Annotated in this window: 21 protein-coding genes; 7 read left to right on the top strand and 14 right to left on the bottom strand. The window is 70.4% G+C overall.

The genetic code is table 11. From position 1 onward, the window contains the following. The 10 genes from IT355_06040 to IT355_05995 form a co-directional block, all read right to left on the bottom strand. Entirely contained in the window at positions 1–381 is a 381-nt protein-coding gene (locus IT355_06040; GenBank protein ID MCC7052809.1) for a hypothetical protein, read from the bottom strand. Positions 382–627: 246 nt separating this feature from the next. Continuing rightward, positions 628–1359 (bottom strand): response regulator transcription factor, encoded by a 732-nt coding sequence (locus tag IT355_06035; protein ID MCC7052808.1) that lies wholly within the window; start codon positions 1357–1359, stop codon positions 628–630. Positions 1360–1727: 368 nt separating this feature from the next. After that, positions 1728–2378, bottom strand: coding sequence for a sulfoxide reductase heme-binding subunit YedZ (locus IT355_06030; protein ID MCC7052807.1), 651 nt, complete (start codon positions 2376–2378; stop codon positions 1728–1730). Positions 2379–2388: 10 nt separating this feature from the next. After that, positions 2389–3318 (bottom strand): protein-methionine-sulfoxide reductase catalytic subunit MsrP, encoded by a 930-nt coding sequence (msrP, locus tag IT355_06025; GenBank protein ID MCC7052806.1) that lies wholly within the window; start codon positions 3316–3318, stop codon positions 2389–2391. A gap of 63 nt (positions 3319–3381) precedes the next feature. Next, positions 3382–3987 (bottom strand): CDP-alcohol phosphatidyltransferase family protein, encoded by a 606-nt coding sequence (locus tag IT355_06020; GenBank protein MCC7052805.1) that lies wholly within the window; start codon positions 3985–3987, stop codon positions 3382–3384. 3 nt (positions 3988–3990) lie between these two features. After that, a complete protein-coding gene (locus IT355_06015; protein MCC7052804.1) occupies positions 3991–5127 on the bottom strand; it encodes an ABC transporter ATP-binding protein in 1137 nt (378 codons plus the stop codon). Beyond that, on the bottom strand, positions 5124–5918 hold the full coding sequence (locus IT355_06010) for an ABC transporter permease subunit (protein MCC7052803.1): 795 nt from the start codon (positions 5916–5918) through the stop codon (positions 5124–5126). The genes IT355_06015 and IT355_06010 overlap by 4 nt, the downstream gene beginning before the upstream one ends. Then, a complete protein-coding gene (locus IT355_06005) occupies positions 5915–6763 on the bottom strand; it encodes an ABC transporter permease subunit (protein MCC7052802.1) in 849 nt (282 codons plus the stop codon). The genes IT355_06010 and IT355_06005 overlap by 4 nt, the downstream gene beginning before the upstream one ends. 55 nt (positions 6764–6818) lie before the next feature. Beyond that, positions 6819–8045, bottom strand: coding sequence for an ABC transporter substrate-binding protein (locus tag IT355_06000; GenBank protein MCC7052801.1), 1227 nt, complete (start codon positions 8043–8045; stop codon positions 6819–6821). A 3-nt stretch (positions 8046–8048) separates the two neighbouring features. Further along, on the bottom strand, positions 8049–10748 hold the full coding sequence (locus IT355_05995; protein MCC7052800.1) for a hypothetical protein: 2700 nt from the start codon (positions 10746–10748) through the stop codon (positions 8049–8051). A 105-nt stretch (positions 10749–10853) separates the two neighbouring features. Between IT355_05995 and IT355_05990 the strand changes: the two genes are divergently transcribed. Then, positions 10854–11873 carry a mechanosensitive ion channel gene (locus IT355_05990; GenBank protein MCC7052799.1) on the top strand — a complete coding sequence of 340 codons (1020 nt, stop codon included), beginning with the start codon at positions 10854–10856 and terminating at the stop codon, positions 11871–11873. 234 nt (positions 11874–12107) lie between these two features. Here the strand turns inward: IT355_05990 and IT355_05985 are convergent, their stop codons facing one another. Then, entirely contained in the window at positions 12108–13388 is a 1281-nt protein-coding gene (locus tag IT355_05985; protein ID MCC7052798.1) for a glycosyltransferase family 1 protein, read from the bottom strand. Between the two features lie 39 nt (positions 13389–13427). Here IT355_05985 and IT355_05980 point away from each other — a divergent pair, with 39 nt between their 5' ends. From IT355_05980 to IT355_05955, 6 genes are all read left to right on the top strand, one after another. After that, positions 13428–13865: a SufE family protein gene (locus IT355_05980; GenBank protein MCC7052797.1), complete on the top strand. Its 438-nt coding sequence runs from the start codon at positions 13428–13430 to the stop codon at positions 13863–13865. A 121-nt stretch (positions 13866–13986) separates the two neighbouring features. Beyond that, complete coding sequence (locus tag IT355_05975; protein ID MCC7052796.1) at positions 13987–14214, top strand: CDGSH iron-sulfur domain-containing protein; 228 nt, start codon at positions 13987–13989, stop codon at positions 14212–14214. 3 nt (positions 14215–14217) lie between these two features. Next, a complete protein-coding gene (locus IT355_05970; GenBank protein ID MCC7052795.1) occupies positions 14218–15003 on the top strand; it encodes a 1-acyl-sn-glycerol-3-phosphate acyltransferase in 786 nt (261 codons plus the stop codon). 64 nt (positions 15004–15067) lie between these two features. Continuing rightward, on the top strand, positions 15068–15817 hold the full coding sequence (locus IT355_05965; protein MCC7052794.1) for a TVP38/TMEM64 family protein: 750 nt from the start codon (positions 15068–15070) through the stop codon (positions 15815–15817). A 31-nt stretch (positions 15818–15848) separates the two neighbouring features. Then, a complete protein-coding gene (locus tag IT355_05960; GenBank protein MCC7052793.1) occupies positions 15849–17354 on the top strand; it encodes a mercuric reductase in 1506 nt (501 codons plus the stop codon). 203 nt (positions 17355–17557) lie between these two features. Further along, positions 17558–18364 (top strand): DUF547 domain-containing protein, encoded by an 807-nt coding sequence (locus IT355_05955; protein ID MCC7052792.1) that lies wholly within the window; start codon positions 17558–17560, stop codon positions 18362–18364. A gap of 114 nt (positions 18365–18478) precedes the next feature. On the opposite strand, the gene IT355_05950 is transcribed toward IT355_05955, so the two are convergent. From IT355_05950 to IT355_05940, 3 genes are all read right to left on the bottom strand, one after another. After that, positions 18479–19090, bottom strand: a complete 612-nt coding sequence (locus tag IT355_05950) for a hypothetical protein (GenBank protein ID MCC7052791.1) — start codon at positions 19088–19090, stop codon at positions 18479–18481. 325 nt (positions 19091–19415) lie between these two features. Further along, positions 19416–19838, bottom strand: coding sequence for a hypothetical protein (locus IT355_05945; protein MCC7052790.1), 423 nt, complete (start codon positions 19836–19838; stop codon positions 19416–19418). Next, entirely contained in the window at positions 19835–21886 is a 2052-nt protein-coding gene (locus IT355_05940) for a hypothetical protein (protein MCC7052789.1), read from the bottom strand. The genes IT355_05945 and IT355_05940 overlap by 4 nt, the downstream gene beginning before the upstream one ends. Between the last annotated feature and the right edge of the window lie 64 nt (positions 21887–21950).

Below are 21950 nucleotides of genomic sequence, written 5' to 3'. Positions count from 1 at the left end.
TCAGCCCGCCGCCTGGGACGCATCGAGCGCGCGCCACGCACTGCGGTGCGCCTCGTCACCGGCGATGGCCCGGAGCAGTTCCGGCGGGCTCACCAAGCCGAGTGTGGTGCGCGCCGGGCGCAGCTCGACGAGCACCCCTTCGCCCGCGTCCTGCTCGATCAGCAGCACGCGGGCCGTGGGCCGGCCCAGCAGGAGCGCACGCGGCGTCCGGCGCGCCGCGGCGCGGGTGCCGGCGGTGATGATCACGTCCACGTCGCACAGGGCCGGCTGCCGCAGGAACTCGTCCACCGTGGCCACCGACGGCTCGATGACCTCCACCGAGGCATCGGACGCGCAGGCGCGGCGGACGAGGTCTTCCATGAGTGCGGGGAGCGCAACCATGGCGATCCGTTTCCGTGTCACGAGCGGCAGGTGATGGACATGCCACACACTGCCCGTGCCCGCGGCGCCTGCCCATGAAGCGCACGATCCCATTTCGGGCCCACCGCGATCCGGGAGCGCGACCCCGGTCCGCGACCCGGACCATCGGATCCGGATCCGGGACTGTACCTCCGGACGCATGGCGCAACGAAACGGCGGCGGACCCGGGGGTCCGCCGCCGTGGAAGCGCTGCTGCGTCGTCCTTCGCTACCGGTCGCTCACCCGCCGGTTCAGGTGCGGCAGCCGCTCCATCCCGCGCACGCGGGCCGCGGCCTCGATGCGGGTGCGCGCACCGATCTTCTCGAGGATCCGGTGCACGTGGTTCTTGACGGTCGTCGTCTCGATGTGCAGCTCGCCGGCGATAGCCTTGTTCGAGCACCCCGTCGCCAGCAACGCGAGGATCTCGCGCTCACGCGCCGTGAGCTGCGACAGCACATCCCCCGGGGCGCGCGACGCCGACACCCTCGACGCCAGCGTTGCGAGTCGCCGCAGCAGCAGCGCGGCGCTGCGCGGGGAGCAGTTCAGTTCCCCGCAGCGGGCGGCGATCACGGCGTTCGCGATGTCGTCGATCGAGACATCCTGTGTCACGAACCCCGCCACACCCGCCTCGGCGCACCGCTCGATGTCGTCCTCGTCCTCGGCCACCGCGAAGGCGACCACGCGCACCGGCGCGGATTGCTCACGCAGCAGCCGCAGGAGCGTGAACGCCTGTGGCGTGCGGATGTCCACCAGGATCACGTCCGGCGGGGTCGCACCGACGATGGCCAGCGCCTCGGCCGGCGTGCCGCACTGTCCCACCACGTCCAGGCGTGGATCGCGGCCCAGTTCCACCGCCAGCCCCTCGCGATACAGGCGCACTCCCACCACCAGCACCACGCTGGTCGCGGAGAGGGTCTGCGGTCCCGCCGCCTCGTGCGACTCCACGCGCTCCTCGGGCATTCGCGCCATCCTCGTTCACGGGACCGCCGAACCAACGGTCGCGGCGAATTCGTCCGGAGGACGCCTTCCCGCCACCGACCACTGCCGTAACGTCGCGCGTCCACACCCGGGGCGCGGCGCATTGACGCACGCATCACCCGTGCCCCGCGCGCTGCTGGCAGGCCCGGCCGCGCGCCGCGTCGGCGCGACGCGAGCCCCGGCTGCCGCACAGCAGGAGAAACGCCCGTTCCGGCGGAACGTCTCACTCTCAACGGATGAGAATGTCGTTTGATAGCGGGCTGGAGCGTCTGTGGCGTGCGCGCGTGGTGCCGTGCACACGCCACACCGATTCCGTGCGCGGACGCAGCACCGCTGCCGCCCAGCCCGCCTCAGGATGCGGGAGCCGGCCTCGCGACACGCTGGCGCGCCCGCACCACCCGGAAGCCCAGCAGGGCGCCGAAGAGCACGAAATACAGCACCGGCCACAGCGTGTCCTTCTTCACCGCCCACAGGTAGTGCGTGGTGGCGGTCACGGCCACGACGTACGTGAGGCGATGCAGCCGCCGCCACGGCACGCCACCCATCCACTTCGAGACCGCGGCCGGCGAGGTGATCGCCAGCGGCACCAGAATCAGCCAGCTCACCATCCCCACCGTGATGTACGGCCGCTTCACGATGCTCGTCCATATCTCGGCGAACCGCAGCTCCAGGTCCAGGCCGAAGTACACCGCCATGTGCACCGTCGCGTAGAAGAACACGAAGAGCCCCAGCATGCGGCGGTAGGTCGACAGCCACGCCCAGCCGGTGAGCTGCCGCAGCGGCGTGATGGCGAGCGTTGCCGCCAGGCAGCGCAGCGCCACCGTGCCGGTGCCGACCTCGAGGAGCTTCACCACGTCGCCCTCGAGACGGTCGGTGAGCAGCGCGTACGTGAGCCAGAGGGCCGGTGACAGCAGCACCAGGAACACCAGCGGCTTGAGTGCGCGCGCCACGCGCGGCCCGCGCGGCCGCGCGCGCGGAACGGCCCCGCCGCCGGTGCTCACGCCCGCACGCTCAGAAATTGCGACGGAGGTCCATCCCGCTGTACAGCGACGCCACCTGCTCCGCATAGCCGTTGAACATCAGCGTCGGACGGCGGAGGATGTCGCCGAGCTTCCGCTCGCGCGCCTGGCTCCAGCGCGGGTGATCCACCGTCGGGTTCACGTTGGCGTAGAAGCCATACTCGTCCGACGCCGCACGCATCCAGGTGCTGGTGGGCTGCACGTCGGTGAACTTCAGCTTCACGATCGCCTTGATGTTCTTGAAGCCGTACTTCCACGGCACCACCAGCCGCAGCGGGGCACCGTTCTGGTTCGGCAGCGTCTTGCCGTACATCCCCGTGGCCAGGAATGCCAGCGGGTGCATCGCCTCGTCCAGCCGCAACCCCTCGAGGTACGGCCACGCGATGGTGGCGCGCCGCTGCCCGGGCATCCGCGCGGGATCGTACAGCGTCGTCATCTCCACGTACCGCGCCGACGGCAGTGGCTCGGCGCGGCGGATCACGTCGGCCAGCGGGATGCCGCGCCACGGGATCACCGCGCTCCACGCCTCCACGCAGCGGAAGCGATAGGTGCGATCCTCCACGCGGCTTGGCGCGAGGAAGCTGTCGAGCGGCATGTCGCCGGTCTTCCGCGCCATCCCCTCGATCTTCACCGACCACGGACGGGCACGGAACTGCTGCGAGTTCGCCTTCGGATCCTCCTTGTCGGTCCCGAACTCGTAGTAGTTGTTGTAGCTGGTGACCTTGTCCTCGTCGGTCACCGCCTCCCCCTGCTGCGCACCGGCAGGATTGAACGCGCCGAGCACCGCCTCGGTCAGCGCACCGGTGGCCGTGATGGCGCCCATCCCGCCCACCATCCCGAGGAAGGCCCGGCGATCGAGATAATCGGCTTCCGGCGTGATCTCGGACGATGGCGGGTCGATGCGGTTGCGGCGGATCAGCATGAGAGGCGACGTGACGAGGGATTCATGACCGGACCGTGCGGCAACCGCCACGCGGTCCCAAGGCTACAACACCCGGCGCGCCCAGAGGAGCCGCTGGACGATGTTCACGCCCACCAGGCCGGCCATGAGGCCGAACAGGAGCACCAGCCGGTGGGGCATCAGGAAGAACAGCGCGAAGAACACCACGGTTTCGAACCCGGCCACGAGGGCCGGCGGCATGGTCACCGTGGTGAGTTCGCCGGTGGACGCCGCACCGGATGCGCGCTTCTCCAGCACGGCCGAGAGGTACATCCAGCTCGCTGCGTTCACGAAGAAGGCCGCCTCCAGCACCGCCGCGGCCAGCAGCACGTCACCGCCGCCGGCGCCGAGGGCCAGTCCCAGCGGCACGGCGGCGTAGACCACGAAGTCCAGCATGATGTCGACGTAGCCGCCGAAGTCGGTCTGCCGGCCCGCCAGCCGGGCCACGGTGCCGTCCAGTCCGTCCAACACGCGGTTCACCAGCCAGAGCACCAGGCCGGCACCCCACGCCGCACGCAACGCCGCCCAGGCCGCCGCCAACCCCACCACCAGCGCCAGCACAGACAACAGGTTCGGCGGCACACCGCGCAACAGGGTGGCCAGCGGCGCCAGCAGGCGGTCCTTCAGGCCGCGGAGCAGGTGATCGAACATCGGTCAGCCGCCCCTCGGGAAGACGCGCGGGCTGCGGAGCAGCACGCGTACGCGATCACCAGGCCGCGCCACGGTCACCATCGGTACCCGGAGCGTGACCGGCGTCGAGGACCCGGGTTCGTCATCCACGCCCACGATCAGCTGCGACTCGTGTGCCATGTCGCGGCGCTCGAGCACGCGCACTGCATGCCGCTCGTCACCAGCGTCCATCGGCAACACGTCCACGTCGTGTGCGCGGAGGCACGCCGTCGCAGCACCTGCCGCGCACGCTGGCACCGCCACGGAACCGCCGATCCACTCGAATCGTGCCCCCGACTCCGACGGCACCACCACCCCCGGCAGCTCGGCGTACACCCCGAGCAGCTGCGCCACGTGCAGCGATGGCGGCGCATCGAGCAGCACGGCCGGCACCAGCGGCGCGGTGAGTCTGTGCCATTCGTCAATGGCGGCGATGTGCGTGCCGACGGCCATCGCGTCGTCCAGGTCGTGCGTCACGAGGATCACCGCTGCCCCGCTCGCCTCCCGCGCCGTGAGCAACGCCGCGCGCACCTCGCGCCGTACCGAGGGATCCAGCGACGACAGCGGCTCGTCCAGCAGCAAGACAGCCGGATCGGCACACAGGGCGCGCGCCAGCGCCACCCGGTGCCGCTGTCCGCCGCTGAGGGCATCGGGCGCGTTCCCCATCACGCCCAGCACCCGCAGCCGATCCAGCATCCCCACCGCCCGGCGCTCGGCGTCGAGCCTGGCCACACCCCGGATCAGCATCGGGAACATCACGTTCGCCAGCACCGACAGGTGTGGAAACAGCACCGGCTCCTGGTGCAGGTACACGACGCCCCGCAAATCCGGTGACAGTGCACTGATTTCCCGCGCGCCGACACGGATCGACCCGCGCGCCGCCGGCTGCAATCCCGCAATCGTGCGCAGCAGCGACGACTTGCCGGCGCCGGAGCCGCCGAGCACGGCCAGACACTCACCCGGCTGCACCGCGAGCTCCACGCCGGCCAGCCCGACGCGATAGCCGTCCGGCACGGGGGGCATCGGGCCATCCGCCGTGAAGTTCCGTCGCTCCGTCGCACCGGGGCGCTCGTCACCGCCGAACAACACCCACAGGTCGCGCACCTCCAGCGCCGCCGTCACGCGGCCACCGCCGCGGTGTTGCGTGCCGCCGCGCGCGAGAGGCCAAGCACCAGCAGCGCCGGCATCGCCAGCGCCAGCGCCCCCGCCGCCGCGCGCTGGTCCTGCCCACTCTGCAGCATCGCCAGCACATCCAGCGGCAGCGTGCGCACCGCCCCGCCACCCACCAGCAGCGTCAGCGCCACCTGCGCCCAGCTCACCAGGAAGCCGAGCGCCAGTGCATCGGCGATCGGGCGACGCAACAGCGGCAGCAGCACCAGCCGCCACCGGGTGCGCACGTCCGCGCCAAGCGTGGCCGCCGCCTCGTCCATCCGCCCATCCCACTGCGCGAAGACGCCCAGGAACACCAGCGTGAGATAGCCAAGCGTGGGAACGAGGTGCGCGAGGAACACACCGGCGAGCGTGCCGCCGAGCCCGAGCGTGAGTACGGTGAGCTGCAGCCCCACGCCCAGTGCCACCGGCGGCAGCGCGACGGCGGCGAAGGCGAGCAGCGCCACGCTGCGTCGCACCGCACGCGTGCTGCGCGCCGCCGCGCGACCCAGCGGCAGTGCGAGTGCCGTGGCCACGATCGCCGTCATGATGCCGAGCACGAGACTGTTCACCAGCGCCTCGCGTCGTGCGGCGTCGGTGACGAGGTCGCGCCACGCGCTGCCATCGATGTGATCCGGCAGCAACGCCGGCGCAAACCACCCGCGCGCCAGCGACGTCACGACCAGCAGCAGCAGCGGCGCCGTCACGAACAGCAGAAGCGCGACGAGTGACAGTGTGCGCACCAGCGACGTGCGGGCACTCATGCGGCATCATCCCGCAGCCGTTCGTGCGCCACGGCCGCCAGCAGCGCCAGCACTGTCGCCAGCAGCGCGATCACGTACGCCTCGCCGTGCGACGCCGCATCCAGCGCCTGCCGCCGCTCCTGGATCAGCATCGGCAGCGCCTGCGGTGAACTGGGCGCCAGCACCATCGGCAGCTCCAGCGAGCCAAGCACGAAGACGAACACGGCCACGATGCTGGGCGACATCCCGCAGACCAGCACCGGCAGCGTCACACGTCGCACGGCCTGCCAGCGCGACGCGCCCAGCGTGCGTGCGGCATCGGTGAGGGCGCGGCCGCGCAACGACTGCAGCGACAGCGCCAGCAGCAGCAGGAACGGCATCTCCTTCCAGACCACGGCGGTGATCACGCCGATGGCGAACGGGTCGTAGACCAGCGCCGGAAAGCCCGCCGGCCCCGCGACGAGGTGCAGCCGCGTCGCGACACGCGAGAGCCACCCCGCCTGCGAGAGCAGCAGCAGTACCGCCACCGCGGCCGCCACCGTGGGCACCGGCAGCGGCAGCACGGCGACGCGCTTCGCGATGCGATCGACGATGCGGTTGCCATCGAAGAGCAGCGCGACGCACAGCGCACCCACCGTCGCCAACGCAGTGCCCACCACCGCGATCCAGAGCGAGAGCAGCGCCGATCGCAGCACGGCACCGTCCGCCAGCACCCGCCCCATCGCACCGGGTGTGGCATTGCCCACGACACCCAGCGCTCCTGCCACGAGGTACCCCACGCCCACGGCGATCGGCACGCCCAGCAGCGTGCCGGCCATCAGCAGCGGCAGGAGCCGGGCGCGTGCGGAGGTGTGTGCGGCGTTCACGGTCGGAGAGTGGCCACCACGCCGCGCCGGCGCAACGTGGCCCGGGTCACGCCGCTCAGCGGATCATCCGGCGCCAGTCGGCCTGCAGCCGCTCGTGGTACCGCGGCGACACCTCGGGGCGGGCGTACAGGCGCAGCGTGTCGGCGGGCACGAGGCGCGGGTCGTTCACCACCGAGTCGAACCGCGCCCGCCACTCAGCCGGCAGCGTCGCGATCCGCAGCACCGTGCCATCCGCCCACACCTGCGGCCGCTGCTTCTCCAGCTGCGCCTCGGGTGACAGCAGGAAGTTCGCCACCACCATCGCCCCCGCAGCACTCGGGGCGTTGAAGGGAATGCCGAGGTAGTGCGCGTTGGCGATGGTGCCGTCGCGCAACACGAGGGCGCGGCTGGTGGCCGGGATGATGCCCTGCAGCGCCTTGGTCACCGCCTCGTTCTGGTTGTTCGAGAGGCTGAAGTCGATCTCGCCGTTCGCGAACAGCCGGTGCATCGCGGCCACGTCGGCGGGATACTGCGTGCCCTGGCGCCAGAGGAACGGCTTCAGCGAGTCGAGGAACGCGAACAGGCGGTCACGGCCCGCGCCATACTTCGTGGAGTCGAAGCGCCCCTGGTACGTGGCCACGCCGCCGTTGAGTGCGTAGAACCACCCCTTGAGCAGCGTCATCCCGGCGAAGCTCTGGTCGTACGTGAACCGCCCGGGGTGCGCGCGTGCCCACTGCGACAGCTCGGCGAGGCTGCGGGGCGGGTTGGGGGTGCGAGTGGCGTCGTAGATCAGCGCCTGCTGCACGGTGCCCCACGGCGACTCGTAGCCGGCGGGGTCCTGCTCGAAGTCGCGGGTGATGATCGGCGATGCGCTGTCCACCATCGCCGCCGATGGCAGCACATGACTCCACGGCCCCGCCAGCAGCCCGCGCTGGCGCAGCGCGCCGAACGTCTCGCCGTTGATCCACAGCAGGCTGGCAGTGCCGTCCTTCGCCCCTGCCTCCTGCTCCACCGTGAGCTGGTCCACCAGCTCGTTCCCCTGCCCGTTCACGGCGCGCAGCGTCACGCCGTAGCGCTCCAGCACACGGGGGGCGACCCAGCCGTCGATGAACGCGTTGATCGACGGATCCCCGCGCCACATGCGCCACACCACGGCCTGCCCGCGGGCCCGCGCCAGCACGCTGTCCCACGGCATCGCGGCCAGGGTGGCGGCGTTCGCTGGCGGCGCCGGCGTCGCGCACGCAATGAGCGCACCGAGGGCCAGCGTCGTGCTCAGCAGCGTGCGGACGACCGGAATGCGCATGCCCTAGAAGCTATAGTGCGCCGAGAACTGCACCTGCCGCGCCGGTGCCGCACTCGGGTAGACGATCGATTCGCCCGGGCGGCCGACCTGGGTGCGCGCGCCACCGCCGGGCAGACCGTTGGCATAGCCGCTCACGTTGCGGGTGTTGAGGGCGTTGAACACATCCGCCCGCAGCTCGATGCGGCGGACCGTGTAGCCGGCGCCGAGGTTCACCAGCGTGGCCGCCGGCAGCCGCTCACCGTTGCGCGGCACGCCGAAGAAGCGATCCTGGTTGCCGAGGAACCCGTTGCCGAAGGTGTCGCCCGAGCCGTCGAGGTCGCAGTAGGCGGCGCCGCAGAATCCGGCGATGCGGTTGATCGGCGTGCCCGACTGCACGTCGAACACGGTGCTCAGCGACAGGTGCCGCACGCCGGTGTACACCGCGCGCACCGACAGCTTGTGGCGACGGTCGTTCACCGCGTCCGCCCACTCCGCCTCGAAGTCGTTGCCCTGCGTGGCGTTGAAGTTGATGTCCTCGGTGTTGTTCCGTGCCCGGCTCACGGTGTACGTCGCATCGAGGAGGATGGTGCGTTCGGGCTGCCAGCGGAGCGCGGTGGTGAGGCCGAGGTAGTTCGCCTCGCCCAGCGACGCCGACGTCGTGAGGCGGCGGTAGCTCCCCGTGACCGGCGCCACCGGGCGGAACGCGTCACCCACCGACACCGGCACCGTCGTCACGTCGGCGGGTCCGATGCCACGCGTGTTGGCATTCAGGTCGTACGACAGCGGCAGGTTGTTCGTCTGCGTCGCGACGGCGTCGAGGGTCACGCCGAGTGCGGTCGTGAACTGGTACTGGAACCCGAGGCTGAGCTGGTCGCTGTAGGGCTGCTCGAGGCCGAGGGCGAAGAGGCGACGGATCTCGCGCGGGGGGAAGGTGCTCACCTGCGAGGCGAGCGTCGGCCCGCTGGGGCCGCGCAGGAACGCGGGTGCGGCGGCGCCATCGAGCGTGATGGTGGCGTTGCCCTCGGCCCCGAACTGCACGGCGTCGGAGTAGATGGCGTACGGGAACCTGCCCGTGTAGCGGCCGGCACCGGCGCGGAGCACGGCACGGTCGGTGGGCGTCCAGTTCACCGAGGCGCGCGGCTGCACGTTGTCCAGGTCCGGCGTGCTCTCGCCGCGCGAGGTCAGGTCGTCGTAGTCCCAGCGCAGGCCCGTGTTCACGGTCACCGACGTCGACGGCTGCCAGCGGTGCTCCACCCACGCACTGGCCAGCAGCTGCGTGAGGTTCACCTGCTTCTGCCGCGCATCGATGCTGTAGCGCAGCACCGTCACGTCCTGCGGGATGTCGGCGAAGCGGTAGAACCCACCGCCCGACGGCGTGATGTTGCCCTCGTTCAGCACGGTGTAGCTGCCGATCGGGTTCGTGTTCGAGCCCGTGAGCCGGAAGGCGCTGCGCGCCAGGTCGGTTCCGATGCCGAGCGTGTGGCGCGTGCCCAGCTCGCGACGGTGCTCGGTGCGGAACTGGAACTGCCGCTCGGACTCGTCGAAGACGAAGTTGCTGCTCCCCACCACCGCCTGCGTGATGGTGTTGCCGGGTCGCGAGGGATCGGCGGCGACGATTGTGACCTGCGGGATGCTGAAGCTGCTGCGGGTGGGTGGGAAGTTCCACCGGAAGGTGCCGAGCTGCAGCGAGGTCACCTGGCTGGCGCGCCCGCCCGCCAGCGCGGCGCGGTGCGTGACGCTGGCCAGGGACCCGATGCGCTGCGTGCGCGTGTCGGCCTCCGGTGCCACGATGCCGCTGCCCTGGCCCGCGCGATCGGTGCTGGTGAGCGCGAGGCGCGCGGTGAGGCTGCCGGCAGTGCCAAGGCCCTGGTCGAGGCGCCCGAACGCCTTCCACACCTGGCGCAGCTCGCGGCCCACGAACGGCACGCTGGTGGTGCTGGCAATGCGGTCCTCGTTCTCGTTGGTGTATTCCACGGCACCGAAGACGAACGTGCGGTCCTTCACCAGCGGCCCGCCGCCGGCCACACCGGCCTGCGTGCGCCGGAAGCCATCCTGCGCCCGGTTGACAGCATCGGTGTTACCGCCGGGCACGATCTTCGCCCGCGCATCGAACGGGACGCCAGGACGGTTGTACACGAAGGCCTCGCCACCCCATGTGGCCTTGCCCGCCCGCGTCTCGAACTGCACCACGCCGTTGCTGCTCCGGCCGATGTCACTGCCGTAGGTGTTCGCGGCCACGCTCAGCCGCTCCAGCGCCGAGAGCGGCAGCTCCACGCGCGTGCCGCCGAGGAACCCCTCGTTGTTCTCCAGCCCGTCGATGGTGTACGAGGTGTAGAGTGCGTTGCTGCCGTTGATGGTCAGCCGCGGTGCGTCACCGAAGAAGCCGGTCGCCTGCGCCACGTTGGGCAGGGCGTAGGCCAGCGAGATGGGATCACGCGCATCGGTCGGGAGTGCGTTCAGTTCCTTCCGCTCCACCGTGCCGCCAACGGTGGCGGTGCGGGTGTCGAGCAGCTTCCGCGGCCGGTCGGCCACCACGCTGATCACCGAGAGTCGGGCCGCCGCGGAGTCGCGTGTGCCGCGACAGCCGGCCGCGGCGGGGTGCCGCACGCAGGCTGCGCTGTCGGGCGGCGTGTCCGGCCGGCCCTGGGCCGACACGCCGGAGGACGCCGCAAGCGCCGGCACCAGCAGCGCTGCAGCACGGACGCCGGGGAACGGGAATCGCATGAGGGGGAAGATAGGTTTGGGGACAGGGCCGACACCGCCTGTAGCCACGAGGCCGCGCGATGGTTCCCGCGAGGCAATACGACAGAACTTCCGCTCCGGATGTCCATGAACTACCTGCGCGACCATTCCGTGCTCGGCATCTCGTACCTGCAGTGGCTCACTGGCGCCGGCATCGGCGCCGCGGTGGTGGCCGTGCTCTGGGGCCTGCGCGAGCTGCTGGTGCGGCGGCTGCGGAACGCCGCCAGCACGGAGACGTGGGCCGACGACCTGCTGCTGCTGCTCGCCCAGCGCACCTCGCGCATCTATATGCTGGCGATGGGCATCGCGGTCGCGGGCTACGCGATCGTGGCCGGCGACGCGATGCCGTCCTGGCTGCGCATCTTCGCGGTGGCGGCGTTCTGCCTGCAGCTCCTGCGCTGGGCGAACGCCTCGGTGGACTTCTGGCTGGGCCACTGGTCGCGCTCCACCAACGGCCAGCAGAGCGGCCGCGCCTCGCTGGCGGTCGTCGGCGTGCTGATCCGCGGCGCGGTGTTCGTGATCGTGATGGTGCTCGCGCTCGACAACTTCGGCGTGAATGTCACCGCGCTGGTCACGGGACTCGGCATCACGGGCATCGCGGTCGCGCTCGCAGTCCAGAACATCCTCGGCGACCTGCTCGCCGCCCTCGCCATCGCCTTCGACAAGCCCTTCACCGTGGGCGACGAGATCGTCGTGGGTGACATCACGGGCAAGGTCGAGAACGTGGGCCTCAAGACCACCCGCCTCCGCCTCGGCAGCGGCGAGGAAGTGAGCATCGCGAACGCCGAGGTGATGCGCACGCGGCTCACCAACAACTCACGCACCCGCGTGCGGATGCTGCCCCTGACCGTCGGCGTCCCCGCCAACGGCCAGTCCGGCGCGGCGCTGCTGGCCCTGGCGTCGCGGTGCGAGGAAGCCGCGCGGAGTGTGGACGGGGTGCAGTCGGCGAAGGCCAGGCTCAACGCCGTCGTCGACGGCCGCGCGCGCATCGTGGTCGAGAGCGTGCTCGAGTCCCCCCAGGTACTCGGCACCGCCCGTCCGGCGCTCGTCGCGGCACTCACTGACGCTGCCGTGGCCGCCGGACATACGGTGCTCGGCGTCTCGTAGGCATCGCTGGAACGGCTCCGACGCAAAGGCGCAAAGGGGGCAAAGGACGCAAAGAGTTCTGCCGCGCGGCCGGGTCTCTTCGCGTCTCGGAGCAAAGCTGTCTTGGGGAACTGCTTTCGCAGCTGCTGTTCCCAAAGCACTTCCGCACCTCCGCGCGACGCGGAGGTTGGCATCGGTGTAGTGCTCATGGCGCCCTTTGCGTCTTTGCGTTGAAGCAGTTCAGGATCTCCCGCGTTACGCACGGCTCCGCGCATGCGCGACGATGCGCGCGAGTGCGAGCCCAGTGCCATCCTCCGCCTGCACCGCGGCACCGAGTGACGCCGCAGCGGAGTGCATCGCGGCATCGGTGCGCATGGTGCGGAGCGCCGCAGCGAGGTTGGCGACGGTGAGGTCGCGACGCTTGATGGGTGGCGGGGACACACCGAGGGCGTGCAGGCGGCTGCCCCAGAACTGCTGGTCGAAACCCAGCGGCACCACCAGCGACGGCACGCCGCTGCGCACGCCGGCGCCGGTGGTGCCGGCGCCACCGTGGTGCACCACCGCCGCGCAGCGCGGGACCAGCCAGGCGTGCGGCACCTCGCGCTGCACGTGGGCCCACGACGGGATCGCCAGGCCACCGACCGACCCCCATCCCTCCAGCAGCACCACGCGGCATTCCGCCCGCTCGCACGCCTCCAGCACCGTGCGGGCCAGCCGCTCGCCATCCTGCGGCGACATGCTGCCGAAGCCCACGCACACCGGCGCGTCGCCGGCCGCCAGGAACGCGGCCAGTGCCGCCGGCGGGGTGTATGCCGGCTCGTCGAGGAACCACCACCCCGTCGGCGCGATCCACTCGGGCCAGTCGGCGGGTTGCGGCAGCACCGACGGGCTGTAGGCGTAGCAGACCGGGTACGACGCCGATCGCTGCGCGGCGAATGGTCCCGCCAGCGACACCGGTGGCGCGCTGAGCGTGCGCTGGCGCCAGCGGTTCACCGCGCGGCGCGCCGGCTGCCAGAGGAGCTGCTCACCCACGGCATGTGACAGCCGGTTCCGGCGGCGGTCCCAGGTGGACTCCGGCGCGCGGTAGGTCAGTCCCGCGGCCGGGAACTCACGCGTGGGCGTGAGCGGCTGCAGGAATCCCGCCATCACGGTGGTGCCGCGGATCTCGTGCAGCTGCGCGGCCGCCATGCAGACCGCGCTGTAGAGCACCACGTCGGCATCGGCGGTGACGAGCGCCAGGTCGTGCAGCAGCCCCTCGAACAGCGCGCCGAAGTCCCGCCCGAACTCGCGCGCGAACTGCCACAGCCCGCCCATCGAGCCCGTCGCCAGCCAGGCCCGCGCTCCCGGGTTCGCCAGCATCGCCACCGGGTCGCCATGCAGCGGGCGGAACGCGATGCCACGGGCCTGCACCATCGACTCGAACATCGCGTGCGTGGCGAGCGTCACGCGGTGCCCGGCGGCGGTGGCGCGGACGGCCAGCGCCAGGTACGGCTGCACGTCGCCCCGGGAGCCCGACGTCACGATGACCAGATGCATATGTCGGGAATATCGCGGGGGGCCGCTAGGTTTCCCCGCATGACGCAGATGGAGATCGTCCCGCCGGCACTGGAGAAGGTGCTCACGCGCTTCCGGGCGATGGGGCGCGAGGAGAAGATGGCCAGCCTGGTGGCATACGCCCGCAAGCTGGAACCGCTGCCCGAACGGCTTGCCGGGCTGGATCGCGCCGCCTTCCAGGTGCCGGAGTGCCAGACCCGGGTGGACCTCTTCCCCGAGGTCCGGGACGGCACGCTGCACTTCTACGCCGACGTGAACGTCCGCGAGTCGCCCACCGTCGCGGCCGTGCTGGCCATCCTGTTCCAGGCCGTGAACGACCAGCCCCCCGCCGTCACACTCGCCATTCCGGGCGACATCGTGCGGCAGCTCATGCACGACATCGGGCTGGCTGGCCGTGAGGTGGGGCTGAACGCGATGGTCCAGCGCCTGAAGCGCCACGCCGCCGCAGCCGCGACCTGACGCCGGTCGCCCCGTCACGGTCGGCCCCACCGGGTAACGGCTGGCCCGCTGGGGCGTTATCCTGACCGTCGCTCCACCACGGCCGCCCCTCCCGCCGTCCGTACGCCTCCAGCCCCGCCGCATGTCCATCACGATCAAGGTCAACACGAACGGCCCGCTGATGATCGCCGCCGCCGATGTGCCCTCGGTGACGCTCACCGATGCCGACGGCACCATCATCCCGCTGCCCGAAGGCAAGAACGTCTTCCTCTGCCGCTGCGGCGCCAGCTCACGCAAGCCGTTCTGCGACGGCGCACACAAGACCAGCGGCTTCGACGGCACCTGCGTCCGCGCCACCAGCATCGGCTGACCCGTGCTCCAGAAAGTGCTGAACGCCTGGAACTGGGTGGTGCTGGTCCTGGCCATCTTCTTCGGGTTCTTCGTGGTGCTCGCGGTGTTCCTGGTCACGCTGCCGTTCGACCGCGACCGCTACATCGCCGGCCGCACCTTCCGGCTGGTGGGTGTCACGACGGTGCGGCTCAACCCGCTGTGGACGTTCCGCGCCGATGGCCTTCGCGTCACCGACCCGCGACGCCCCTACGTCGCGGTCTCGAACCACGAGAGTTACGCCGACATCTTCCTCATCTCCTTCCTGCCGTGGGAGATGAAGTGGCTCGGCAAGGAGCAGCTCTTCAAGGTGCCGTTCCTGGGCTGGATGATGTGGCTGGCTGGTGACATCCCCATCAAGCGCGGCCGGAAGGAGAGCATCGTATCGGCCATGAACGGCTGCACCGGCAAGCTGAAGCGGAAGCTCAGCGTGATGATCTTCCCCGAGGGCACCCGCACCGCCGACGGCGAGCTGCTGCCGTTCAAGGACGGGGCCTTCCGCCTCGCGATCGAGAACGGCGCCCCGATCCTGCCGATCGCGGTGGCCGGCACGCGGCGCGCCATGGCGAAGCACACCTTCCAGTTCCAGCGCACCCGCGCCATCTGCCGCGTGCTGGAACCAATCGAGACCACGGGGCTTACCCTGGCAGACATCACGTCGCTCAAGGACCGGACCCGGGCCGTGATCGCCGAGGCCAAGCTCAGGCTGCACGACGAGCTCGGCCTGGGCGACAGCGGTGAACCGCTCACGGCAGGTGGCCAGACGGCCTGACCGGTTCGCGGTCTCCGGGCGCGCGGCGGATCCGGGCACACCCCTCACGCCGTAGCGTCATCTGATGAACCAGCCTGGCAGACCCGCCCCCGATCCCGCCGTCGCGGCAGTCACCAGCCGCAGTGGCGGGATCGTGCGTCTCGTCGTGATCGTCGGCATCACTGCGCTGCTGCTGGTGCTCGGCCGGAGGCTGGCCGGCTCACTGCCGCAGCTCACCGCGCAGGTCGAGTCGCTCGGTGCGTGGGCGCCGGCGGTCTTCGTGGCCGTGTACGCCGCCGCCTGCGTGGCATTCGTGCCCGCCTCGATCCTCACCTTCGCGGCGGGGGCACTCTTCGGCGTGGTGCAGGGCACACTGCTGGTCCTCACCGGCGCCACGCTCGGTGCGTTCCTGGCCTTCCTCGTGGCGCGGTACATCGCACGCGACTGGGTGGCCGCCCGGGTGCAGCGCGATCCCCGATTCGCCGCCATCGATCGCGCCGTGGCTGACGACGGCCGTCGCATCGTGTTCCTGCTGCGCCTCTCGCCGCTCGTCCCGTTCAACCTGCTGAACTACGCACTCGGGCTGACACAGGTGCGCGCAGTGGACTACCTGGTCGCGTCGCTCGGCATGATTCCCGGCACGTTGCTCTATGTGTACACCGGCTCGGTGGCCGGCACCGTGCTCGGCGCGACCGGTGGCGCGGCGCCGGCGCGGGGTGCGGGATTCTGGCTGGTGCTTGGCCTCGGACTTGCCGCCACCGCAGCAGTGGCCGTGCTGGTTGGACGCATGGCGAAGCGGGCGCTGGCCAGCGCGACCGCATCATCAGGCAGCTGAACGCACCGCACCACTCCCTCACTTATCGCACATGCTCCAGCACGATCACTGGGACGAGACACTCCTGGCCGAGGTGTCGCCGGCGGGATGGGTGAACCCCGTGCCGGCGGCGAAGTACGACCTCGTGGTGATCGGGGCCGGCACCGGCGGGCTGGTGACGGCGGCGGGCGCGGCAGGGATCGGCGCGAAGGTCGCGCTGATCGAGCGGCACCTCATGGGTGGCGACTGCCTCAACGTCGGCTGCGTGCCGTCGAAGGGTGTGATCAGTGCGGCACGTTCGTGGCATGCGGCCCGCCATGCCGCGGCGAAGTACGCCGGCCCAGGTCTCGATCCGCAGGCGCCGGGTGACTTCGCGGCGATGATGCAGCGCATGCGCCGCATCCGCGCGGAGATGAGTCCCATCGACGGCGCGGCGCGGTTCCGCGACCTCGGCATCGACGTGTTCCTCGGCCAGGGGGCGTTCGCCGATCGCGAGTCGATCACCGTGGGTGGCGCGACGCTGCGCTTCCGTCGTGCCGTGATCGCGACCGGTGCACGCGCAGCGGCGCCGCCGATCCCCGGTCTCAGGACGGTCCCGTATCTCACCAACGAGACCATCTTCGACCTCACCACGCTCCCGGCGCGCCTCGCGATCATCGGGGCCGGCCCCATCGGGTGCGAGCTGGCGCAGGCGTTCGCGCGGTTCGGGTCGCAGGTCACGCTGGTCGACAAGGGAGCACGCGTGCTGCCGCGCGACGATGCCGATGCGGCGGCGATCGTGCAGCAGGCGCTGCTCGATGACGGGGTGACGTACCTGTCCGGTGCGGCCATCACGGAGGTGCGGCAGGAGTCCGACGGGATCCACGTCCACACCACCGGCAGCCGGGGCGTGCAGGTCAGCGTGGGCGACGCCCTTCTGGTGGCAATCGGCCGGGCGCCAAACGTGGAGGGGCTGGAGCTGGAGCGCGGTGGCGTGACGTACACCGGCAAAGGCGTGACGGTGAATGACCAACTGCGCACGAGTAACGCGCGGGTGTATGCCGTGGGCGACATCTGCTCGCCGCTGCAGTTCACGCACGCGGCCGACTTCCAGGCGCGGATGGTGATCCGGAATGCACTGTTCTTCGGCAGGGGGAAGCTGAGCACCCTGGTCACCCCCTGGGCGACGTACACCGCACCGGAGCTGGCGCAGGTCGGGCACACGGCGGCGAGTGCGGCGCAGGCCGGCGTGGCGGTGCAGACGTTCACCGTGCCGCTGCACGACGTCGATCGCGCGCGGCTGGACGGGGAGACGGCCGGGTTCTGCCGCGTGCACGTGGCGCAGGGGTCGGACACGATCGTCGGCGCCACGATCGTGGCGCCGAACGCCGGTGACATCATCAGTGAAGTGACACTCGCGATGACGCACGGGCTTGGACTCGGGGCGCTGGCCACGACGATGCACCCCTATCCCACGCAGGGCGAGATGCTGCGGAAGGTGGGGGATGCGTACAATCGGACGCGGCTGACGCCGTTCGTGAAGAAGCTCTTCGTGCGGTACCTGTCGATGCTGCGGTGAGGCGGCGGGTCCGCGCGGGTCGGCGCCACGCGGCCACGTCATCAGGTCCCGCGCGGCGCTGAGGCGGTGCGGATGCGCGGCTCCGATGGCGGCGATCGTCAGGCATCGTCAACAGTGATCACACGGCGGAGAAGAATCCGACCGCCCGATCGCGTCGTATCTGCCGTGGACATGCACCTCGGCCGCCCCCACCGATTGCCCGGATGAGACACACCTTCCTTCGCACCTCAGCCCTCGTCGCCTCGCTCGTCATCGCGGGCCAGGCGCCCGGCGCCCAGGCGGTGGACCACGGCGCCTACGACCGCCTGCTGCGGGCGCACGTCACCAACGGCTTCGTGGACTACGATGCGTTCACGGCCGACCCGGCGTTCGCCGGCTACCTGCGGCTCCTGGCCTCGACCGATCCCGCTGCGCTCCCGCGCCCAGAGCAGCTCGCGTTCTGGATCAACGCCTACAATGCCTACACGATCCAGCTCATCAACCTGAAGGGCGAACGCGAGTCGATCCGCAACATCAACAAGTCGCTCGGCCTGCTGCGGCTGAAGGGGCCGTGGTCGGAGGCGTTCGCGGTGGTGGGTGGGCGGACGTACACGCTGGACGACATCGAGCAGCGGACCATCCGGCCCACGTTCCGCGAGCCGCGGATCCACTTCGCGCTGGTGTGTGCCGCGGTCGGGTGCCCGCCGTTGCGCAGCGAGGCGTACACCGGTGCGCGCCTCGAGGCGCAGCTGGAAGACCAGGCGCGCACGTTCCTGACGCGGACACCGGCGAAGAACCGGGTGGATGTGCCGAACCGGACGGTGCACCACAGCCAGGTGTTCACGTTCTCGAACTACCTGGACGACTTCGGCGGGTCGAAGGCGGCGATGGGGCGGTTCATCGCGCGGTACTATCCGGCGGGGGCGGAGAAGGCGCTGCTGGAGAGCGGGGAGTTCACGGCGGTGAAGACGGCGTATGACTGGTCGTTGAACAGCGTCGCGAACGGCCGGCGGCTGGGGCTGGTGCGGTAGGGGGGATGTTCGGAGCGGAGGCTCACGCGTACCAGCCTCGATCTTGAACGTGGATGTGCCGCGACGATGTGCGGCAGCGCGTCTCCGCCGACCTGCCTGTGCCACTTTGCAATCTCAGCCCACGCCTTGCGCCGCCCTCGCGATCTCGTCCAACCGCGCGTGCAGGCGATCGTCAGGCGGGAGCAGGTCGGCCGCGCGTTGCACCGTACGCACAGCCAGATGCAGGTCACCCGCCGCCATCGCCCGCTCGGCGACGCGGATGGCCGCCGCGATCGCGTGCTCACGGCGCCGGCGTTGTGCCAGCGCGATCCACTCCATCACATCGTAGGCTCCCGGCACGATCATCCCGTCGAGGAAGTGGCCGCGGTAGAGCCGGATCGCGTCGGCGTCATGGCCGTTCCTCACGGCGCGGTCGAAGTGGACGACATCACAGGAGACGGCACTCGTGTTCAGCTGCAGCGCCGTGCCGCGATTCAGGATGGCGTCGTCCCCCAGGGCCCGGCGCAGCAGGTGCAGCGCCTGTCGCAGCGATGTGCGCGCATTGTCCTCCCCGGATTCCGGCCAGAACAGCCCGATGATCTCGTCGCGCTGGCGCGGGCCGGTTTGAGCATGCGCTGCAAGCCAGGCCAGAAGCGCGATGCGTCCGGGGCGCGAGAGCAGCTCACGCGCGGCACTCGGTGAGTCGAACTCCACCCCGCCGAGGAGGTGCACATGGTGCGCGATCACCGGGTCGGCGCCAGGAAGCTCCGGGGAGCGCGTGGCAGCGTCACCGATACCTCGTCCGGGTGTTCCATTCGGGGCGATCGGTGAGGTGGGCAGTTTCGCGTGACGTGGAGAGACAGGCACCACGGGCCCCCGCCGAACAGCGCCAGCTCCTGCGGCGCGTACGCACCGGTGCCGCCGTGGCCCCGCGTCTTCGGGCACGACGGGGTCGTGGCTCCGGCGATCCTACGGCTCGTGCGTTACCGTCGCGTTATTCAGGGCGACTGGAGCCGAAAGCAGTCACGGGGTACCGCCGGGTTGCCGGACGCGCGACGCAGGACGCCATTCGTCATCCGCCGTTGCGATTCAGCTGCACCGAGTCGGGCGCGATCACGCGATACCCGCTGACCTGGTCTCCTGCGGCGTCCAGCACGTCGATGGTCACGGCCGTCCCGGTGCGGGCGAGGGGGAGCTCGAGGAACGTGCCGCTGGACAGTGCACCCGTCGCGAGAATGCGGAGCGTGTCACCAGAGCGCCCGCCGACGCTGAGCCGCACGCCCGACCCGGCCCGTGGCGTGCCGATCCCGGCGCCGACGACGCGCAGTCGCATGCCGCGCAGCTCCACCGGCGCCGACCGCACCGACACGGCCAGCACTCCCGGCAGCACCGGCGGGGGTGGCGTGATGGGGGTATCACTCGATCCGCCACCGCATCCGCCGAGTCCAAGGCCGAAGACGAAGACGATGGCGAGCGCCACTGATGTTCGGTTCATGGCCGGCCCCCACGCTGCCGTGTCGTCGCGGGCGCCCGGAATGTGCGTACGAGCGGCACATCGCTCGCGTTGATGGCGTCCTGTACTCTTGCCGAGAGCGACTGACCGTTCCGTTCCAGGTGCGCCATCAGGTCACCGATGTCGTAGAGGCCGTTGCCATTCCCGGTCTGGTCCAGCAGGCTGCGCTCGGGGTTGGTGAGGCCCGTACCGGTGAGCAGGTCCTGCTCCGCCGCCGTGGTGGTGATGGCCGGCAGCGGGACCATCACCGCGTGCAGTTCTTGCACTGTCCCCGCCGGGATCGCACACGCGGCGCGGCCAGTGCAGAGCTGCTGCCAGCCCGTGAAGCCACTTGTGGGCGTGCCCTTCGCCACCACCGTCACAGCGGTCGACGTGGACAGCGTGCAGGTGGTGGCAGTGGTATCGGCGCTGGCGCAGAGCAGTGAATCCGCCGCCACGCGCCGGATGGCGCCGGGAGCGCCGCGCACGACCAGGCGGGGACCGGTACTGCCAGCGGTTGCGGAGACGGTCAGGGTGAGGTTCGCGGTAACGCTCGCTAGCGGGGCGAACGCACTGCTGATCGCACGCACCATGAAGGCGGAAGTACCGCTGGAATCCGGTGTCCCCGACAGGCGACCGTTCGGCGCGAGCGCGAGGCCGCTCGGCACCGCGCCCGAAATGACGACCCACGTCACCCCAGCCGAGTCGACAGAGGTGCGAAGAACGATATCGTAAAGCTGGCCTCTGGTTGCCGCTGGCAGCGCCGGGCCACTCGTGATCACTGGTGGTGCGACGACATTGATATCTGCGGATACGATCGAGTCCAGGAATGGAACGGTGAAGCGCAGACGATGCAGGCCGTCGGCCGTTATCGCCGTATTGCTGAACTGAGCCACGCCAGCGGAGAAGCGCGCTGTCGTGGCCGATGTCGGGGCGAGCGCGCCCGGGCCGGACGCGACCCGTACCTGCGCGTCCACGAGGTTCAGTGGAACTGTCGAACCGGATGCATCGGCGACACGTAGGCTGATACGAGGCGTGAAACTGAGCCCACGATACGCGCTTGTCGGAAGCGCGGTCACCTCGAGGTGCGCGAGGGGCAGGACCTGCATCGGCAGGGTGGCGTCCGTGAGGCCGGCAGCCGTGAACTTGAGCGTGTGGGCCCCGTTACCGGTGATCACAATATCGGGGAAGCGCGCGACACCATCGCTGCCCGTGGTAGCGGTCAGGGTGCCGCCGAGACTGCCGCTGCCGGATGCGAGACTCACGGTCACGGCAGTTCCCGCGAGCGGCACGACGTTGTTCCCGGCATCCAACAGTGTCGCCTTCACGGTGTCCCTGAGTGTGCGACGCTCGCTGATCAGCTGCGCTGGACCGTAGGCGGCCAGCGCAGTCGCGGTGGCAGCGGCGAAGTCCATCTTCACGAGGAAGTCTTGGCTACCGATGCCGGCAAGCAGCCAGGAGTTCGAATCCGCAGGACTGACGAAGGCGAGGATGGCAACGCGTCCGCCGGGATTGCCCGCGTCGCGAACTACGTCGGTTCCGGCCGGTCCGAATGCGTAGAAAGTCAGGTTTGTGGGAAACAAGCCACCGTATGTCTGGGGTACGAGTCCCGTGCCCGACAGGACCGCCTGCCCCGCAGAGAAGTTGAGCTGCGCAGTGTGGCCGGCCACGGACGTCGACCCGAAAAGCTGCGCGAGCGTGGTTGCGGTACATCCAGTGCCAGACCCGATGCCTATGCTTGTCGACGCGCTTCCGCGATCAAGCAGGGAGTACCGGACGATCGTCCTGCCGGTCGGAAGCGCCCAGCTCGTTCGCACTGCTTGTGTCGACGCGACCAAGACCGTCTCGAAGCCAGCAACTGCGTTCACGCGCGACGCCAGCCCTGCCGGCACCGCCTTCGGTCGCGTGTTCACATCTGCACAGCCGACCTGGGCACGCAGCGCAATCGGGACCACGATCGCGAGCGGCAGAAGGAATTGATTTCGTCGTACCGAGCCGAAGACGCGCAAATCAACTCCGAAAAGTGTCGCTAATTCGCAACTGACATCCATTCCTGCTCTCGATCCGCAAGCATGCCCGAGGTGGGGTTGGCAATCGAGCTCAAGTGAACGCCCT

The sequence above is a fragment of the Gemmatimonadaceae bacterium genome (assembly GCA_020851035.1).
Lineage (GTDB): Bacteria > Gemmatimonadota > Gemmatimonadetes > Gemmatimonadales > Gemmatimonadaceae > JACMLX01.
Note: the sequence above shows the minus strand (reverse complement) of the source record. Positions and strands in the feature narration are given on the sequence as shown.

Coding starts and splice junctions, on each gene's coding strand:
- IT355_06010 (MCC7052803.1), bottom strand. CDS start 5,918: ATGAGTGCCCGCACGTCGCTGGTGCGCACACTGTCACTCGTCGCGCTT.
- IT355_05965 (MCC7052794.1), top strand. CDS start 15,068: ATGAACCAGCCTGGCAGACCCGCCCCCGATCCCGCCGTCGCGGCAGTC.
- IT355_06020 (MCC7052805.1), bottom strand. CDS start 3,987: ATGTTCGATCACCTGCTCCGCGGCCTGAAGGACCGCCTGCTGGCGCCG.
- IT355_05945 (MCC7052790.1), bottom strand. CDS start 19,838: ATGAACCGAACATCAGTGGCGCTCGCCATCGTCTTCGTCTTCGGCCTT.
- IT355_06035 (MCC7052808.1), bottom strand. CDS start 1,359: ATGCCCGAGGAGCGCGTGGAGTCGCACGAGGCGGCGGGACCGCAGACC.
- IT355_05940 (MCC7052789.1), bottom strand. CDS start 21,886: ATGGATGTCAGTTGCGAATTAGCGACACTTTTCGGAGTTGATTTGCGC.
- IT355_05955 (MCC7052792.1), top strand. CDS start 17,558: ATGAGACACACCTTCCTTCGCACCTCAGCCCTCGTCGCCTCGCTCGTC.
- IT355_06040 (MCC7052809.1), bottom strand. CDS start 381: ATGGTTGCGCTCCCCGCACTCATGGAAGACCTCGTCCGCCGCGCCTGC.
- IT355_06000 (MCC7052801.1), bottom strand. CDS start 8,045: ATGCGCATTCCGGTCGTCCGCACGCTGCTGAGCACGACGCTGGCCCTC.
- IT355_05980 (MCC7052797.1), top strand. CDS start 13,428: ATGACGCAGATGGAGATCGTCCCGCCGGCACTGGAGAAGGTGCTCACG.
- msrP (MCC7052806.1), bottom strand. CDS start 3,318: ATGCTGATCCGCCGCAACCGCATCGACCCGCCATCGTCCGAGATCACG.
- IT355_05990 (MCC7052799.1), top strand. CDS start 10,854: ATGAACTACCTGCGCGACCATTCCGTGCTCGGCATCTCGTACCTGCAG.
- IT355_05985 (MCC7052798.1), bottom strand. CDS start 13,388: ATGCATCTGGTCATCGTGACGTCGGGCTCCCGGGGCGACGTGCAGCCG.
- IT355_05960 (MCC7052793.1), top strand. CDS start 15,849: ATGCTCCAGCACGATCACTGGGACGAGACACTCCTGGCCGAGGTGTCG.
- IT355_05995 (MCC7052800.1), bottom strand. CDS start 10,748: ATGCGATTCCCGTTCCCCGGCGTCCGTGCTGCAGCGCTGCTGGTGCCG.
- IT355_05975 (MCC7052796.1), top strand. CDS start 13,987: ATGTCCATCACGATCAAGGTCAACACGAACGGCCCGCTGATGATCGCC.